14 protein-coding genes and 5 tRNA genes are annotated in these 16,988 nt (G+C 54.3%); 4 read left to right on the top strand and 15 right to left on the bottom strand.

Annotation, left to right across the window (positions count from 1 at the left end):
• The 5 genes from AK59_RS1000000124390 to AK59_RS0110615 all read right to left on the bottom strand — a co-directional run.
• On the bottom strand, window positions 1–134 hold a 134-nt coding region (locus AK59_RS1000000124390; RefSeq protein ID WP_009484166.1), incomplete at its 3' end, for a GTP-binding protein.
• Between the two features lie 118 nt (window positions 135–252).
• Window positions 253–328, bottom strand: a tRNA-Thr gene (locus AK59_RS0110630).
• A gap of 6 nt (window positions 329–334) precedes the next feature.
• A tRNA-Gly gene (locus tag AK59_RS0110625) sits at window positions 335–409 on the bottom strand.
• Between the two features lie 117 nt (window positions 410–526).
• Window positions 527–611, bottom strand: a tRNA-Tyr gene (locus AK59_RS0110620).
• 8 nt (window positions 612–619) lie between these two features.
• A tRNA-Thr gene (locus tag AK59_RS0110615) sits at window positions 620–695 on the bottom strand.
• A gap of 317 nt (window positions 696–1,012) precedes the next feature.
• On the opposite strand from AK59_RS0110615, the gene coaA reads away from it, so the two are divergent.
• The gene (gene coaA / locus AK59_RS0110610) at window positions 1,013–1,963 is read left to right on the top strand and encodes a type I pantothenate kinase (RefSeq protein ID WP_013094996.1); all 951 of its coding nucleotides are present in this window, start codon (window positions 1,013–1,015) and stop codon (window positions 1,961–1,963) included.
• A gap of 43 nt (window positions 1,964–2,006) precedes the next feature.
• On the opposite strand, the gene dppF is transcribed toward coaA, so the two are convergent.
• The 9 genes from dppF to AK59_RS0110565 all read right to left on the bottom strand — a co-directional run bounded on the left by dppF (window position 2,007) and on the right by AK59_RS0110565 (window position 12,587).
• Window positions 2,007–3,020 (bottom strand): dipeptide ABC transporter ATP-binding subunit DppF, encoded by a 1,014-nt coding sequence (gene dppF / locus AK59_RS0110605; protein ID WP_014830234.1) that lies wholly within the window; start codon window positions 3,018–3,020, stop codon window positions 2,007–2,009.
• Window positions 3,017–4,000, bottom strand: coding sequence for a dipeptide ABC transporter ATP-binding protein (dppD, locus tag AK59_RS0110600; protein ID WP_013094994.1), 984 nt, complete (start codon window positions 3,998–4,000; stop codon window positions 3,017–3,019). The genes dppF and dppD overlap by 4 nt, the downstream gene beginning before the upstream one ends.
• A 10-nt stretch (window positions 4,001–4,010) precedes the next feature.
• Window positions 4,011–4,913, bottom strand: coding sequence for a dipeptide ABC transporter permease DppC (dppC, locus tag AK59_RS0110595; protein WP_020684504.1), 903 nt, complete (start codon window positions 4,911–4,913; stop codon window positions 4,011–4,013).
• A gap of 9 nt (window positions 4,914–4,922) precedes the next feature.
• Complete coding sequence (gene dppB, locus AK59_RS0110590; protein ID WP_014830232.1) at window positions 4,923–5,942, bottom strand: dipeptide ABC transporter permease DppB; 1,020 nt, start codon at window positions 5,940–5,942, stop codon at window positions 4,923–4,925.
• Window positions 5,943–6,102: 160 nt separating this feature from the next.
• The gene (gene dppA / locus AK59_RS0110585; protein WP_023620080.1) at window positions 6,103–7,710 is read right to left on the bottom strand and encodes a dipeptide ABC transporter periplasmic-binding protein DppA; all 1,608 of its coding nucleotides are present in this window, start codon (window positions 7,708–7,710) and stop codon (window positions 6,103–6,105) included.
• Between the two features lie 620 nt (window positions 7,711–8,330).
• Window positions 8,331–8,407 (bottom strand) — tRNA-Pro (locus tag AK59_RS0110580).
• A gap of 91 nt (window positions 8,408–8,498) precedes the next feature.
• Complete coding sequence (eptB, locus tag AK59_RS0110575; RefSeq protein ID WP_020686552.1) at window positions 8,499–10,190, bottom strand: kdo(2)-lipid A phosphoethanolamine 7''-transferase; 1,692 nt, start codon at window positions 10,188–10,190, stop codon at window positions 8,499–8,501.
• Window positions 10,191–10,447: 257 nt separating this feature from the next.
• Window positions 10,448–11,650, bottom strand: coding sequence for an L-lactate MFS transporter (locus AK59_RS0110570; RefSeq protein ID WP_029882721.1), 1,203 nt, complete (start codon window positions 11,648–11,650; stop codon window positions 10,448–10,450).
• Between the two features lie 238 nt (window positions 11,651–11,888).
• A complete protein-coding gene (locus AK59_RS0110565; protein WP_023620076.1) occupies window positions 11,889–12,587 on the bottom strand; it encodes an autotransporter domain-containing protein in 699 nt (232 codons plus the stop codon).
• A 159-nt stretch (window positions 12,588–12,746) separates the two neighbouring features.
• Between AK59_RS0110565 and tag the strand changes: the two genes are divergently transcribed.
• The gene (tag, locus tag AK59_RS0110560; protein ID WP_013094984.1) at window positions 12,747–13,328 is read left to right on the top strand and encodes a DNA-3-methyladenine glycosylase I; all 582 of its coding nucleotides are present in this window, start codon (window positions 12,747–12,749) and stop codon (window positions 13,326–13,328) included.
• A complete protein-coding gene (locus tag AK59_RS0110555) occupies window positions 13,306–13,752 on the top strand; it encodes an N-acetyltransferase (RefSeq protein ID WP_029882720.1) in 447 nt (148 codons plus the stop codon). Before tag ends, AK59_RS0110555 begins: the two co-directional genes overlap by 23 nt.
• Here the strand turns inward: AK59_RS0110555 and AK59_RS0110550 are convergent.
• Complete coding sequence (locus AK59_RS0110550; protein WP_029882719.1) at window positions 13,715–16,036, bottom strand: molybdopterin guanine dinucleotide-containing S/N-oxide reductase; 2,322 nt, start codon at window positions 16,034–16,036, stop codon at window positions 13,715–13,717. The two genes, AK59_RS0110555 and AK59_RS0110550, sit on opposite strands and share 38 nt — an antisense overlap.
• A 164-nt stretch (window positions 16,037–16,200) precedes the next feature.
• Here AK59_RS0110550 and AK59_RS0110545 point away from each other — a divergent pair, with 164 nt between their 5' ends.
• Window positions 16,201–16,863 (top strand): OmpA family lipoprotein, encoded by a 663-nt coding sequence (locus tag AK59_RS0110545; RefSeq protein WP_023620074.1) that lies wholly within the window; start codon window positions 16,201–16,203, stop codon window positions 16,861–16,863.
• Window positions 16,864–16,988: the final 125 nt, after the last annotated feature.

The raw sequence follows: 16,988 nt of genomic DNA, 5'->3' as shown, positions 1-16,988 counted from the left end.
CGAGCAGAACCACCGTAGGTTTTTGCCAGAACGGTAGTGATTGCAGCGGTCAGCGTTGTTTTACCATGGTCAACGTGGCCGATAGTACCGACGTTAACGTGCGGTTTTGTACGTTCAAACTTTTCTTTAGACATCGATTGTCCCTCTAAGACACGGATAAATCGGTGATATCACCACATCAACCAGGCGAAATGCCTGAACTGTTGAATCAAGTAAAATTGAAACAGAGAGAAACGGGAAGGAGAAGTGAAGTGGTGCTGATACCCAGAGTCGAACTGGGGACCTCACCCTTACCAAGGGTGCGCTCTACCAACTGAGCCATATCAGCACGTATTGGAGCGGGCAGCGGGAATCGAACCCGCATCATCAGCTTGGAAGGCTGAGGTAATAGCCATTATACGATGCCCGCATCCTGAAACTCGGCTACCCAGTTCTTTCTGTAACAAAAAAAGAGATTTCTCTCTTTTTAAGTTCGAGCTGATTCAGCTTTTAAACCAGCTCCGGCGGCATTTACGCTGCCAGAAAGTGGTGGTGGGGGAAGGATTCGAACCTTCGAAGTCTGTGACGGCAGATTTACAGTCTGCTCCCTTTGGCCGCTCGGGAACCCCACCGGACTTGATGGTGCCGACTACCGGAATCGAACTGGTGACCTACTGATTACAAGTCAGTTGCTCTACCTACTGAGCTAAGTCGGCATCAAGTAGCGCGCATTCTATGGATACCTGCGCGGTCATGCAACTAAAAATTTGCATAAAACGTTCTTTCGCTCACATTTTATGCTAACCACGCATCAAGCGCTGTAAAAGTAGTCATTCGCGGTCAAATATTCAACATATATGAGCGAATTGCATCGCATACACCGTAGCGTGACGGCTTCCGCGTAACGCAGCGCTTTCCATCTTTTTTCTTATTATTCCTGTCATCTGGTGTTAACCTCCTGCCCATTGTCCAAAATTAACTGTGTGATGAGCCATGATCCGGCAGTGTGATGCTGGCTCACTGAAGCATGCTTATGAGCAAAAAAGAGCAAACGTTAATGACGCCTTATCTTCACTTTAACCGCAGCCAGTGGGCTGCCCTGCGTGATTCCGTCCCTATGACGCTGACGGAAGGTGAAATCGCACGGTTAAAAGGGATAAACGAAGATCTGTCCCTGGAAGAAGTGGCAGAAATTTATCTCCCCCTCTCACGCTTGCTTAACTTCTATATCAGTTCCAACCTGCGCCGTCAGGCGGTGCTGGAGCAGTTCCTTGGAACCAATGGTCAACGCATTCCTTATATCATCAGTATTGCTGGCAGCGTGGCGGTAGGTAAAAGCACCACCGCGCGTGTCTTGCAGGCTCTCCTGAGCCGCTGGCCAGAACACCGCAGCGTGGAGTTGATCACCACCGACGGCTTTCTGCACCCCAATGAGGTGTTAAAAGAACGCGGGCTGATGAAGAAGAAGGGCTTCCCGCTCTCTTATGACATGCACCGTCTGGTGAAATTTGTCTCTGACCTGAAATCCGGCGTGCCTAACGTCACGGCGCCGGTCTATTCGCACCTGATCTACGATCGCATTCCGGGCGGAGACAAAACGGTGGTGCAGCCAGACATTCTGATTCTGGAAGGGTTAAATGTGCTGCAAAGTGGGATGGATTATCCTCACGATCCGCATCACGTGTTTGTCTCTGACTTCGTCGATTTCTCTATTTATGTCGATGCACCGGAAGATTTGCTGCAAAGCTGGTATATCAACCGCTTCCTGAAGTTCCGCGAAGGGGCGTTCACTGACCCGGACTCCTATTTCCATCACTACGCCCAGCTTTCTGAAGAAGAGGCGGTGAAGGTGGCGACAGGTCTGTGGAACGAGATCAACTACGTAAACCTGAAAGAGAACATTCTCCCTACCCGCGAGCGGGCGAGCCTGATCCTCACCAAGAGCGAGAAACACGCTGTCGACCAGATTCGTTTGCGGAAATAGGTTAGCAGACATAAAAAAACCGGCTCAACGCCGGTTTTTTTGTTTACGCCTGCGGTTTTTCGCCGTTTTCATCCTGATCGACCGCAAAGCAGGCCACCAGCTGACCGCGATAATCTTTCAGCTGCGGTTGTAGCTGGGTGCAAGGGCCAAAGCGGCGACTGCAACGGGCGTTGAATGCACATCCCGGAGGTGGATTCAGCGGACTTGGCAGTTCACCGGTCAGCTTAATACGCTCGCGACGATCGTCCGGGTTCAGGCGCGGTGTCGCAGAGAGCAGCGCCTGGGTGTATGGGTGGCGAGGGTTATTAAAGATCTGATCTTTCGTCCCCTTCTCCACGCAGCGCCCCAGATACATCACCATCACTTCATCAGCGATATGCTCTACCACCGACAGGTCGTGGGAGATAAATACGTAAGACAGCCCCAGCTCCTGCTGCAGATCCATCATCAGATTCAGCACCTGTGCGCGCACGGAAACGTCGAGCGCTGAGACCGGTTCATCGGCAATCACGACATCCGGATCGAGCATCAGGCCACGGGCGATGGCGATACGCTGGCGCTGACCGCCAGAGAACATATGCGGGTAGCGATCGTAATGCTCGGTTTTCAGGCCGACTTTCGCCATCATCGCCAGCGCTTTTTCACGACGCTGCTCTTTGCTGAGATTACTGTTAATCAGCAGCGGCTCTTCCAGAATCTGCCCCACTTTCTTGCGCGGGTTCAATGAACCGTACGGGTTCTGGAACACAATCTGGATTTTCTGGCGACGCAGCTTCTGCGCCTGCGGATCGTGCTTGAGCAGATCCTGTCCCTGATAATAGAGCTCGCCGCCGGTAGGCGTTTCAATCATCGTCAGCAGACGGCCTAAGGTTGATTTGCCGCAGCCCGACTCCCCGACCACCGCCAGCGTTTTGCCGCGTTCGAGGGTAAAGGAGACGCCGTCCAGCGCTTTCACCAGGCGCTCAGGGGCAAAAATCCCCTTCTTCACCGGGTAGTGTTTTTTCAGGTCGATAGCCTGCAACAGCGGTTGTTGCGTGGTGGCCTGTTGCGTACTCATAGTGTTGGCCTCCCGGCATCATCGAGTGGGTAGTGGCATTTCGACTGACGACCGTCAGCCAGCTGGTTCAGCTCAGGCTCTTCGGCACGGCATTTATCCGTCGCATACGGGCAACGCGGATTCAGCAGGCAGCCCTGCGGACGGTCATATTTACCCGGTACCACACCCGGCAGCGACGCCAGACGCGCTTTATCCTGGGCAAACTCCGGCAGCGCACGTAAAAGCGCCTGGGTATACGGATGACGCGGTGCGCGGAAGATATCGTGCGAACTTCCGGTCTCCACCACCTGTCCTGCATACATCACGATGATTTTGTGTGCAGCTTCAGCCACCAGCGCCAGGTCGTGCGTAATCAGCACCAGCGCCATGTTCTCTTTCTGCTGCAGTTCCAGCAGCAGCTCGATGATTTGCGCCTGGATGGTCACGTCCAGCGCTGTGGTCGGCTCATCGGCAATCAGCAGTTTTGGCCGACAGGCAATTGCCATCGCGATCATCACACGCTGACTCATCCCGCCAGAAAGCTGATGCGGGTAGACATCAAGGCGCGATGCCGGATCAGGGATCCCCACCTGGTTCAGCAGGTCGATCGCCCGCTGACGACGGGTTTTCTTGTTACCGCCCTGATGGACCTTGATCGCCTCCATAATCTGGAAGCCCACAGTGTAGCAGGGGTTCAGGCTGGTCATCGGGTCCTGGAAGATCATCGCCACTTCCGCGCCCACCAGCTGGCGGCGCTGTTTCTCGGAAATGCGCTTCAGATCCTGACCATTGAACTGCAGGTTTTCCGCCATCACGCGGCCCGGATAATCGATCAGCCCCATAATCGCCAGCGAGCTTACGGACTTACCGGAACCGGATTCCCCAACAATGCCAACCACTTCGCCCTGATTTACGCTGTAGCTGATGCGGTCCACGGCGCGAAACGGGGTGCCTTCATCGCCGAAGTGCACCGATAATTTATCTACATTTAATAACGCCATCTCGTGCCTCTTACTGCTTCAGTTTGGGATCAAGTGCATCGCGCAGACCATCACCCATCAGGTTAAATGCCAGCACCGTCAGCAGAATTGCCAGACCCGGGAAGGTGACAACCCACCAGGCGCTTTGTGCGAACTGCAACACGTCGGAGAGCATCGTGCCCCACTCCGGTGTTGGCGGCTGCGCACCCATGCCCAGGAAGCCAAGAGCGGCCATATCAAGAATGGCGTTAGAGAAGCCGAGCGACGCCTGAACAATCAGCGGCGCAAGGCAGTTCGGGAAGATATTGACGAACATCTGGCGCATCGCACCGGCACCGGCCACGCGGGACGCGGTGACGTAGTCGCGGTTCACTTCCACCAGCACTGCCGCACGGGTTAAACGCACGTAGTGGGGGAGTGCCACGAAGGTCAGCGCAAGCGCGGCGTTACCGATCGACGGGCCAAATATCGCCACCAGCACCAGGGCCAGCAGCAGGCTTGGCAGCGCCAGCATGATGTCGACGATACGCATGATGATGTTATCAACAATGCCGCCAAAATAACCCGCAACCAGGCCGAGGATGATCCCCATGATCAGGGACAGCACCACCACCAGGCAGCCCACCAGCAGCGACAAACGCGCGCCGTACATCAGACGCGACAACACGTCGCGACCCACATCATCGGTACCCAACAGGTGAGCCAGGCTCCCGCCGTCCTGCCATGCAGGGGGGGCCAGCAGCGCGTCACGGAACTGATCGGCCGGGTTATACGGTGCAAGCACGTTTGCAAACACGGCAATCAGGATCATGACAGAGACATAGACCAGCCCCACTACCGCGCCTTTATTACGCTTGAAGTAGTGCCAGAATTCCTGCAGCGGCGTCATTGGAACCGGTGCAGCAACCACTTTATTTTCAGAAACGTGTGACATGATGGCCCCTTACTTCTTATGACGAATACGCGGGTTCACCACGCCGTACAGTAAATCGACCAGCAGGTTGACGAGAATAATCATCGTCGCGACCAGCAATACACCGCCCTGCACGACCGGATAGTCACGGCGTTGCAGCGCGTCAATCAGCCAGCGGCCAAGGCCCGGCCAGGAGAAGATGGTTTCGGTCAGGATCGCCCCTGCCAGCAGCGTACCCACCTGCAGACCGATAACGGTCACCACCGGCAGCATGGCGTTACGCAGCGCATGAACGATGATGACACGCATACGCGTCAGGCCCTTGGCACGCGCGGTACGAATATAATCCTCGCCCAGCACTTCCAGCATTGACGAACGGGTCATACGCACGATTACCGCCAGAGGGATCGTGCCGAGCACCATCGCCGGCAGGATCATATGCGCGACCGCATCAATAAAGTTGCCCTCTTCACCCCATATCGCCGTATCAATCAGCATGAAGCCGGTCAACGGGTTGGAATCATCGAGGAAGACCATATCGCTGACGCGTCCGGAGACCGGCGTCAGGTTAAGCTGCACCGAGACCAGCATAATCAGCATCATGCCCCACCAGAAGATCGGCATGGAGTAGCCGGTCAGCGCCAGGCCCACGGCGGTATGGTCAAAAATAGAGCCACGTTTAACGGCAGCCAGCACCCCGACAGGGATACCCACCGCAGTGGCAAAAATCATGGCGCAGATGCCAAGCTCCAGTGTCGCTTTAAAACGCGGCACGAACTCGTCCCACACCGGAAGACGGCTTTTCAGTGAAATCCCTAAGTCACCATGCATAACGCCCCAGATATAGTGGAGGTACTGCTGCCACATCGGCTTATCGAGGCCGAGTTCAGCCAGCAGCTGCGCATGACGTTCAGGGGAAATACCACGCTCGCCCGCCATAATCATTACCGGGTCGCCGGGGATCATATGGACGAAGGCAAAAGTGAGAAGGGTGATACCGATAAACGTGGGGATGACAAGTCCCAGACGTCGGAGGATGAACTGCAACATAACCCGGATTCTCTCTGAAGACGCACGACCAGTGGCGTGGCGTCTGTATTGCTCACAAATGTAAATTCCCTCTCCCGCAGGAGAGGGTTAGGGTGAGGACTAGCATGCAAGCCCCTCACCCCTGCCCTCTCCCACAGGGAGAGGGAGAACGCCCTACTGATTATTCAACAGATACGTTTTCGAAGTGGTGTTTGCCCAGCGGATCAACCACGTAGCCTTTCACTTCTTTGCGCACTGGCTCGTACACGGTGGAGTGAGCAACAATCAGAGCCGGAGCCTGATCGTGCATAACAACCTGTGCCTGCTTGTAGAGTTCAATACGTTTGTTGTGATCGTCGGTGGCACGCGCCGGCTGGATCAGGTCTTCAAACGGCTTGTAACACCAGCGAGAGTAGTTAGAGCCGTCTTTTGCCGCCGCACAGCTGAAGAGGGTGGCGAAGAAGTTGTCCGGATCCCCGTTGTCACCGGTCCAGCCCATCATCACTGCCTGATGCTCACCCGCTTTGGCGCGCTTCAGATACTCGCCCCACTCGTAGGTGACAATCTTGGCCTGAACGCCGATTTTCGCCCAGTCAGCCTGAACCATTTCAGCCATACGGCGTGCGTTCGGGTTGTACGGACGCTGTACCGGCATCGCCCACAGTTCAACGGTAAAGCCTTTATCCTGCCCTGCTTCCTTCAGCAGCGCTTTCGCTTTCTCTGGATCGTAGGTGTAGTCTTTAACGTCATCGTTATAGCCCCACATGGTTGGCGGGATCAGGTTTTTAGCCGCAACGCCAGCGCCCTGGTAAACGGCCTTGATGATCGCTTCTTTGTTCACCGCATAGGTCAGCGCCTGACGCACTTTCACGTCATCAAACGGTTTCTTCTCGGTGTTGAAAGAGAGATAGCCCACGTTCAGGCCAGCCTGCTCCATCAGGTTGATATTCTTGTCCTGCTTCATGCGGGCGATATCAGCCGGGTTCGGGTATGGCATAACCTGGCATTCGTTTTTCTGCAGTTTTGCGTAACGCACAGACGCGTCAGGCGTGATGGAGAAGACCAGACGGTCGATCTGTGGTTTGGTACCCCAGTAGCCCGGGAACGCTTTGTACAGAATACGGGAGTCTTTCTGGTACTGCAGCAGCTGGAACGGACCGGTACCGATTGGGTTCAGGTCCACTTTTTCCGGCGTGCCGGCTTTCAGCATGTTGTCCGCGTACTCTTTAGAGAGGATAGAGGCGAAGTCCATGGCCAGGTCAGCCAGGAATGGCGCTTCCGGGCGAGTCAGCACGAACTGAACGGTTTTATCGTCCACTTTTTTCACTTCAGCGATCAGGTCTGGCAGACCCATCCCTTCGAAGTACTCATAGCTGCCGCCGGACACTTTGTGGTACGGGTTCTGAGCGTTTTTCTGACGATCGAAGGAGAACACAACGTCATCGGCGTTGAAGTCGCGCGTTGGTTTGAATTCTTTGCTGTCCTGCCACTTCACGCCCTGGCGCAGGTGGAAGGTATAGGTTTTACCGTCTTCGCTGACGTCCCACTTCTCCGCCAGGCCAGGAATCACTTCCGTGGTGCCGGTTTTGAATTCAACCAGACGGTTATAGATCGGCACAGAGCTTGCGTCGTAAGTCGTACCAGAGGTAAAGAGCTGTGGGTTAAAGCCTTCCGGCGAGCCTTCAGAACAGTAAACCAGGGTTTTTGCCTGTACGCTTGCTGCCACGGTCATAGCCACCAGGCTCAGACCAAGCTTCAGCATCCCTGACTTCTTCAAGGAAATACTCATTATTCTGCTCCAATGTGATGTTTTGCTTTGTTGTGTTACGCCGCCTGACCTTTATTTATTTTTTACCCGGTCCGGTCGGTGATGCCCGAAGGCGTTAAAGGGATGGAGAATCCTTTCAGAAGAGCGTTGGAGTTGCAGCGCAGATCGTCCCTGAAATGCCCCTCGTGCCCTACAATCTGTCAACAGAATGTGAAAACGTCAATACAGGTGACGGGGATTTACGCTGAGTGTGAGAAACCGCAAACAAAGATTAAAAAAACTATGTACGCCAGTTTTCAGCAGGGAAATTTATGCTACTCGTCATGTTGCAGCACAAATATCTTCATATTTCGCAACAATCAGTGATTAACTTTTATTCAGAATGGGTAAATTTTCTTGCAGAACGGTGATTATCTGAGCACTAAATACCGCGAACGTTAAAACGCACAGCGAAAAATGCTGAGGTTATCCATAAGCAACGCGAAAAAAGATCAATCTATATATAAAAAAATACAATGGATTATGTCACAAAATCACGAACAGGCAGGAAGAAGCAGGACTAAGAGGTGTTTTGGCTAATCTGGACGAATAAAGCGTTAATGCAAAAAGGGCTAACCTTGCGGTTAGCCCTTTTTTGAATGTGGTCGGCGAGAGAGGATTCGAACCTCCGACCCACTGGTCCCAAACCAGTTGCGCTACCAAGCTGCGCTACTCGCCGAATGCGGAGCGCATCTTACTGCTGAGGTGCGCCCCCGTCAATCCCTTAATTTAAAAAAGCCATCCAACTGGCGATAAACTCGCCAGGCAAGCTACTGCGCGGCTTTCTGGCTGCTTTCAGGCAGTTTGCACCAGTTGTTATTTTCGTTAATCCCCCCGTCCGGAGAGGTATAACCCAGGCAACCCATGATGGTGTCGTACAACTCAACGTGACGGCGCGGTACCTTAATTTCTGCCTGCTGTTTCAGATGAGCAAACATTTTGGCTTTCTCTGGATCTTCCAGATATTTATCAGACATCCACACCATCATCGGCACGCGGAACTGTTCTGGTGGCGCCATCTTGCGTGGCGTACCGTGCAGATGCTCATAATCATTGATGGATTCACCATGGTCAGCCGCATAGAATACGATCGCTTTCTTATCCCGTACCTGGTCAATCACCGAATCGATAAAATGATCCACATACAACACTGAGTTGTCGTAAGAGTTAATTAACTGCTCTTTGGTACAGTCTTTGTCAACGCCAACACATTCCGGCGTCCATTTCGCAAAGCTGCGAGGATAACGCTGGGTATAGTTATAGTGAGACCCTTTGGTATGCAGGATGATCATATGCTTGCCATCCGGGTTGCCATTAAGAGAGTTTTTCATCTCATCGATCAGCAGCATATCATCGACAGCCTTGCCACGATTTCGCGGCTCCGCGCCAATTTGCTCACGGTAAGCGATGTTCTTCGCCATGGTGTTGCTGTAGAACCACATCTCGCTTTGCATAGCGTAGAGGTCAGCGCTAAACCCGAGTTGATGAAGCACAGAAAACACATTCTGTTCTTTCAAGGTACGCTGCGGATTATCGCTCGCCCCCCCTTCACGAACAAACATGCAGCGTAAGGAGAGCTTGGTGGCGGTATCACAGGAGTAGCCGCGATAGGCAATCAGGTTTTTCTCCTGAGCCAATTCAGGCGTGGTATCACGGTCATAACCAAGAATACCCATATGATCCCAGCGCGTCGTCTCGCCAATGATAAAGACGACATAGGTATCGTCGATATCTTTCGGCGCTACATAAGTAAACTTCTTCGCCGGGTTCATAAGCGATTTGTTATCAGAAGATTCGTCCACCTGCGCCCATGCATATAACCCTAGAGCAGAGATCCAGTTAGAAGGCAGGTAAGAGTTTGCGACTACACCACCGTAGCTTGGCATATCCACGCCAGAGGTGCGTTCATCACTTCTCTGCTTGACTTCAAGCAAGCGAATCGGCCCCCAGACCATGAGACCTGCCAGCAGTACCAGTGCAACACTTCTGAGGCGTTTACCTGGCGTGCGGATCTGATGCACAAGCGTATACCGGCAGCGGTTACTCCAGATGAGCAACAGCGGCAAAGCACTTACCGCTACCAGCCAGAGGATAAAATGCAACCCAACGACTTCTTTAGAAAGGTCTATATCTGTCGTCATGACGGAAGCAATAATGCCATATCCTATGACGACGTTCATAAACGTCATGTAATAGCTGGCACCGGCTGAGCAAAGCACGATGAACGTTGCCAGCACACGCCACACGCGGCGACCAAACAGTGTAAGAATACGTAATAAAAAGAAGGTAACCAGTACTGCAGCGACCAATTCGACAACCGCTGCAATTCCTTTCCAGACGGTGAAATCTTGCGCGTAACCGTCAAACCGACGGAAAAAAACTGCGCCATTCATAAAAAGGCCGATGTACAACGCCAGCAAAAAGCAGAGCTTTTGTTGCGCCATCGATTTAATGTATTTCATGCAAGCTACCCGGAAAAAGGGACAGTACCGCCGTCCACTTCACTAAAAAATGGACAGCTTAGATATTCGCTCAGGGAATCGTTATAAGAAACGTCTACAAGCGTGGTAAGTAGACCACAGGGAAGCGGAAAAGTGGCAACAGAGAGTGTGATCGGTACAGTTTTTTACAAAAAAGAAAGTCCTTAAACAGACGATATCACTTAAGTTCCGGTTTTTAGACAAGAAAAAGGCCGGAAACCCGGCCGTTTGTCTTATCTTCAGGCATGTGCTTCATTAAACACTTCGCGCTGCGGCTGCCGAATCGTCGTCGACAGGGCCAGCGAAATAATCAACAGGGCGAATATCACGCAGAAGGTGACATAGAATCCGCCGAACAGCGAGGCAATTAACGAGCCGCAAATGCTGCCGATGCCAAAGCCTAAGTAAATCACGCCGTAATTTTTCGCCAGGTTGTTCAGACCAAAGAACTCGCTCACCAGTGACGGGAACACCGTGATGGTGCCGCCGAAGTTAAAGGCCACGCAGGCAATCGCAGCAAAGAAAGTCGCTTCATTCAGGGGCGCAAACAGCAGAGCCGCCATACCCACCAGTGAAACCACCTGTCCAAGGGTAATCACGCGGATACGGGCAATCTTGTCGGACAGGATACCCAGCACCAGACGACCAGACAGGTTAGCGATAGAGATCACGGTCACCGCGTTTGCCGCCGTCATGGCATCCAGTTTAACCATGCCCTGCGCGATATCTTTCGCCACACCAATCACATACAGGCCACTCATGCAGGCCGTCAGGAACATCACCGCCAGCATCCAGTACTGGGGTTTACGCATGGATTGAGCCAGGGTGAAGTCATTCTCCACCACGCCGTTAACGGTTTTCACTTCCTGCTGCGGTGCGTCTTTCATCAGCGTCGCGCCAAACAGGATCATCACCAGGACGATAGCCCCCCAGATCATGAAGGTTTTTTCGAGGCCAACCGACGCCAGCAGATGAGAGTCGATAAATTTAAATCCGAGGCTGCCCAGGCCATAAGAACCGATGGCAAACGCGGAGATTAACCCTTTACGCTCCGGGAACCATTTGACGCAGTTTGACAGGGTCAGCAGATAACCGGCACCGTCCGCCAGACCAACCAGTACCCCGGCGCTCAGCCAGAGCATCATCAGGTTGTTTGAATACGCCGTCAGGAAAAAGCCCAATCCCAGCAGGATCCCCGAGGCCATCGTGACGCGTTTCACGCCGAACCGCTCCTGCAATTTGCCCGCAACCGAAGAGGACAGCGCCAGCCCAAGGCTTAGCAAACCGAAAGAGAACGCCACCTGACTGATCGGCGCGCCGAGCTTGTCGGAAAGGGCACTGTTAAACAGGCTCCAGGTATAGACCGAGCCCAACGCAAACTGGGTGACGATGGTGCCAAAGAGCGTCAGCCAGCGTGTACGATTGTAGGAAGATGTATTCATGGCAGTTGTCCTGCAAGAGAAAGTAAGGGAATTTGCTGAGGACAACGATAAACAAAACCCTGATACCGCTGGGGGAAAACGGCATGAGATGCAGGAGAAACGGAATGAAATGCCTGGAATCGGGAATGAACGACCTTGCCGGGGAGTGAAGCGACAGAATGTTAGTGCCCGCTATCGCTACAACCCCCACGGTTATTGTATTCAAGATGTTAACGTGACGTTTAAAATAGTAACAACGTTAGAAATTTGCACTTACGCCCAGCGTGTACAAAAACTGCTCTCCCGTCGTGCTGTCCTCCCCCTGCGCTAAGGAAGCATACGCCGCCATGTGCGAGGTGAAAGGAATATCGGTGCCTACGGTGACATCCATCCAGTTGCCATTTTGAGCCGGGGCAGGCGTTTGCGGCATCCCGAACTGGGATTTCCACTGATTTTCACCATACTGCTGGTTATAGCTAATCTGCGCCCAGGGACGAAGTTCGCCATATTGCGTATCCACGCGCCAGCCTAGCGTACTCACGCTGGCATGCCACAGGGGATCGGTCAGCGCCTGGGTTGTCACGCTATCACCAAACTCATTAATCATCATGGGCGTGGTGCCGTCATAACGCCATGCCACCACCGGGCCGGTCGTGACATGACCCGCCAGCGGAAAATTCCAGCCGACGCTCATCGCCCCCGCGGAGGTCGAGCCAGAGGGCAGATTCAGAGCCAGCCCCGGCGCATTTTGCGAAGACTGGATGCGCTCCGCCAGGATATCGTCATAACGCGGTTGGTGATCCGCATCCCATGTATAGCGTTCCGCCGTATTACTTTGCGGGTCTGAAACGATATATTCCTGTTGCCAGGCAAATGCTGAGTGACCAGAAAGCAGACAGGCTGAAATCCCCACCAGGCCAGAAACAGCATGGCGACCACTGATTTTTTTTATCATCAAAGCGACTCCAGAGAGAGCCGAATTCGGCGATTTTTATCATTGTTCAGGAAGAGGTTTTTAGGGCTTATGGCCCTGTATTAACTATTGTCTTTACAGGTCACACGTCAAGCCTGACGGAATGAAATTTTTGCGATAACCGTGTCATAAGGGAGATAACCGATGCAACGTTGCGGTTGGGTAAGCCAGGATCAGCTCTATATCGACTATCACGATCGGGAATGGGGCGTGCCGGAAACGGACGGCAAAAAACTTTTCGAGATGATCTGCCTGGAGGGTCAGCAGGCGGGTTTGTCATGGATTACGGTATTGAAGAAACGCGAAAACTACCGCAATGCCTTTCATCAGTTCGATCCCGTCCGGGTCGCCGCGATGACCGACGACGACGTGGAGCGACTGGTGCAGGATGCAGGCATCATCCGCCATCGCGGTAAGATCCAGGCCATTATCGGTAACGCACGCGCTTACCTGGCAATGGAACAAAACGGTGAACCGTTCTCAGAGTTTGTCTGGACGTTTGTGAATAACGATCCGCAAATCACGCAGGCCGCCACGCTCGCGGAAATTCCCGCCTCGACTCCGGCCTCGGACGCACTCTCGAAAGCGCTGAAAAAACGCGGCTTTAAGTTTGTCGGCTCCACCATCTGCTACGCCTTTATGCAGGCCTGTGGCCTGGTCAATGACCATGTTACCGGCTGCTTCTGTCATCCGGGAGGCCATCATGATCCGCAAATGGCAAAGTGATAATACCGCGTCGCTGTTGAGCCTATGGCTTGAAAGTACCACGGAAGCGCATCCGTTTATTGAGGCGAGCTACTGGAAAGAGAACGAAGCCATGGTGCGGGACGTTTATCTGCCGTCGGCCGAAACCTGGGTCTGGGAACAGGATGGCGAACCTTACGGGTTTATCAGCGTGATGCAGTCTCAGTTTGTCGGCGCACTATTTGTCGCACCGGCGTACATCGGCAAAGGCATCGGACGCGCGCTGCTGAACCACGTTCAACAGCGCTTCCCGCACTTAAGCCTGGAGGTGTATCAAAAAAATGTCCGGGCGGTGAATTTCTACCATGCTCAGGGCTTTCGCATCGAGGACAGCGCCTGGCAGGACGACACCCAACACCCGACGTGGATCATGAGCTGGCAGGCGGATCAAACGCCGTCAGAGTAAGCTCGGGGCCCTGATATTTCTCAACCCATGCCAGCGCCGTATTGCCTGCGCAGCCATTCCCCAGCTTCGAGCTGGGGAGATCTTTGGTCAATACGTTAACGGCACCGTTTTTACAAATACCGCTCTCGTCCAGGTCCGGCCACGCGCCCTGGTGGATGCAGATCACGCCTGGTTTGATTCCGTCGCTCACCACCGCTCCGGCCAACACCTGCCCACGATGGTTCCAGACGCGCACCAGATCGCCATCCGCAATCCCGCGCGCTTTCGCATCTTCAGCATGAAGCGTGATCGGCTCCCGCCCGGCGACCGCATACTGCTCGCGCAGCGACGAATAGTTAAGCTGGCTGTGCAGGCGATGCGCGGGGTGCGCGGATAACACCTGGAGCTGCTCCGGCTGGGCATTGCCGTGCCACTCATCCGGTTCAAGCCATGTGGGATGCGCAGGACAATCCGCGTACCCAAAGCGGGCAATGCGCTCACTGTAAATCACAATCTTTCCGCTCTCAGTTTTCAGCGGATGGTTCTCCGGGTCGCGACGGAAATCGGCGAAACGGACAAACTGCGCGTTCTGCTCGCTCTCTGGCATTTCGAAAATCGCGTTCGCTTCCCAGAATTCCGCAAACGGCGGCAGCGTCACCCCCTGGGCCGCACCGCGCTGAGCGGCTATCTGATAGAACGTTTCCAGCCACTCAAGATCGGTTTTCCCTTCAGTGAAACGCTCACGACCGCCCGCTTCCCACCGTTCGCTCAGTTCTGCAAATACGTCAAAATCATCACGCGCTTCATCCCGCGGTGCGACCACACGCTTCATCGGCACCATATGCTGATTGCTGTAGTCACCGGTCATGGTGAGATCGTTACGCTCGTACGAAGTCGTGGCCGGCAGCACGATATCGGCATGTTTGGCGGAGGCGGTCCAGAAGCATTCCGAAATCACCACCAGCTCCGGCTTCTGCCAGGCGCGGATCAGACGATTGGTATCCTGATGGTGCGTGAAATTCGCCCCACCCGCCCACCAGACAAACTTAATATCCGGGAAATGGCGGTCCAGACCGTTATGCTGATAAAACCCGCCCGGGTTTTCCAGGGCTTCAACAATACGCGCCACCGGAATTTTATCCACGGCATCAACGCCGCCCTTCACCGATCCCTGCATGGAGGCCAGCACGGCGGCTTTACGGGTGGGGTTGCCGCCATTGGCGAAGTGATAAGAGAGCCCAAACCCGCCGCCCGGCGTACCAATTTGCCCGAGCATCGCGGCAAGCGTCACCAGCATCCAGTGTTTTTGCTCGCCAAACTGCTGGCGCTGCATGCCCCAACCGGACATCAACATCGTGGCATTTTCATGGAACAATGCTGCCAGTTCACGGAGCTTGTCAGCAGGAATGCCACAAATACCTGCTGCCCACGCTGCCGTTTTGGCAACACCATCCGTTTTACCCGTCAGATAATCGGCGAATTTGTCGAAGCCCGATGTGCAACGCGCGAGGAAGTCGGCGTCGTGCCAGCCATTCTCTACCAGCGTGTGGGCGATACCCAGCATCATCGCCACGTCAGTACCCATATGCGGGGCGAGCCATTCGGCACTGTCACCAAAGAAATCCATGGTTTCAGAGCGCATGGGGTCAATACAGATGATGCGCTTACCGCTCTTGCGCAGCGCATCAAAATAGCCAATACCCTGCTCGTCGGAAGCATTCCAGGCAATTTTCAGCGTGTTGAGAGGGTTGGCACTCCACAGCACCACCACCTCGGTATGCTCCAGTACCAGCGGCCAGCTGGTCTGCTGCTGATAAACCTCATTACCACCGACGACGTACGGCATGATCGCCTGCGCCGCGCCGGTGGAGTAATCCCCCAGATGGCCCGTGTAGCCGCCGGCCAGGCTCATGTAGCGCTGCAGCAATGTCGATGCTTTATGCAGCACGCCGTTAGAACGCCAGCCGTAAGAGCCGGCAAAAATGGATGCTGGCCCATAGCTGTCGCGGATGCGCTTGTGCTGGGCGTGGATCAGCGCCAGCGCGTCATCCCAGCTCACACGCACAAACTCATCCTGACCACGAATGCCCTGCGGCTTGTCCGGCGAAGCCAGAAATCCTTTACGCACCATCGGCCAGCGCACGCGGGTTTTGCTGTGCACCTGATCGCGAACGACGGTCTGTAAAGAGTTAGGGTGTTGTGTTGGCAATGCCCCACGGGAAGACAGGACATTTTCGCCGTCGGTTTCGACCAGCATCGGCCCCCAGTGGGCGGCAGTCAGAATGGTTTTTGTTGAGGTGCTCAAAGCGTGCGCTCCTGGTTGCGTGCAGGTTTACGGTCTTGTTATTGAGGCCGTTTATGGTTTGTCACAAATTTCAGAGTTATCCCCGGAATTTTCTCCGTATCCGGACGTCATAATCAACTGCCACGTCCGTCGTGGCAAAGAATAAAAAGGATTAAGGAAAGAAGATGAAAAAACGCGTACTCGTTATTGCCGCTCTGGTGAGCGGTGCACTGGCGGTTTCTGGCTGCACAACAAACCCATACACCGGTGAACGCGAAGCGGGTAAATCCGGCATCGGCGCGGGTATCGGTTCACTGGTCGGGGCGGGTGTAGGTGCGCTCTCCTCCTCCAAAAAAGACCGCGGTAAAGGCGCGCTGATTGGCGCAGCGGCAGGCGCAGCACTCGGCGGCGGCGTGGGTTATTACATGGATGTGCAGGAAGCGAAGCTGCGCGACAAAATGAAAGGCACAGGCGTGAGCGTCACGCGCAGCGGTGACAACATCATCCTGAATATGCCTAACAACGTGACCTTCGACAGCAGCAGCGCAACGCTGAAACCTGCCGGTGCGAATACCCTGACCGGCGTGGCGATGGTGCTAAAAGAGTACAACAAGACTGCCGTGAATGTGATTGGCTACACCGACAGCACCGGCAGCCAGGAGCTGAACATGCGTCTGTCTCAGCAGCGTGCGGATTCCGTGGCCAGCTCGCTGATCACCCAGGGCGTTGAAGCGAACCGTATCCGCACCAGCGGTATGGGCCCGGCAAACCCTATCGCCAGCAACAGCACGGCGGAAGGCAAAGCGCAGAACCGCCGCGTTGAGATTACGTTGAGTCCTGTGCAGTAGGTGGAAGCAAAACGGCAACATTCGTTGCCGTTTTAAGTGTTTGCGCCCTCTCCCGTGGGAGAGGGTTAGGGTGAGGGCATCAAGCAGCACCTTCCATAATGAACCACTTGCCATCGTTGATTTTC

The sequence above is a fragment of the Enterobacter sp. T1-1 genome (assembly GCF_000710795.1).
Classification (GTDB): Bacteria; Pseudomonadota; Gammaproteobacteria; order Enterobacterales; family Enterobacteriaceae; genus Enterobacter; species Enterobacter cloacae.
The sequence above is the reverse complement of the archived record's forward strand: the minus strand, read 5'-3'. Positions and strand labels throughout refer to the sequence as shown.

Coding starts and splice junctions, on each gene's coding strand:
- dppD (WP_013094994.1), bottom strand. CDS start 4,000: ATGGCGTTATTAAATGTAGATAAATTATCGGTGCACTTCGGCGATGAA.
- AK59_RS0110555 (WP_029882720.1), top strand. CDS start 13,306: ATGATCCGCAAATGGCAAAGTGATAATACCGCGTCGCTGTTGAGCCTA.
- dppF (WP_014830234.1), bottom strand. CDS start 3,020: ATGAGTACGCAACAGGCCACCACGCAACAACCGCTGTTGCAGGCTATC.
- tag (WP_013094984.1), top strand. CDS start 12,747: ATGCAACGTTGCGGTTGGGTAAGCCAGGATCAGCTCTATATCGACTAT.
- dppC (WP_020684504.1), bottom strand. CDS start 4,913: ATGTCACACGTTTCTGAAAATAAAGTGGTTGCTGCACCGGTTCCAATG.
- dppB (WP_014830232.1), bottom strand. CDS start 5,942: ATGTTGCAGTTCATCCTCCGACGTCTGGGACTTGTCATCCCCACGTTT.
- dppA (WP_023620080.1), bottom strand. CDS start 7,710: ATGAGTATTTCCTTGAAGAAGTCAGGGATGCTGAAGCTTGGTCTGAGC.
- AK59_RS0110545 (WP_023620074.1), top strand. CDS start 16,201: ATGAAAAAACGCGTACTCGTTATTGCCGCTCTGGTGAGCGGTGCACTG.
- coaA (WP_013094996.1), top strand. CDS start 1,013: ATGAGCAAAAAAGAGCAAACGTTAATGACGCCTTATCTTCACTTTAAC.
- AK59_RS0110570 (WP_029882721.1), bottom strand. CDS start 11,650: ATGAATACATCTTCCTACAATCGTACACGCTGGCTGACGCTCTTTGGC.
- eptB (WP_020686552.1), bottom strand. CDS start 10,190: ATGAAATACATTAAATCGATGGCGCAACAAAAGCTCTGCTTTTTGCTG.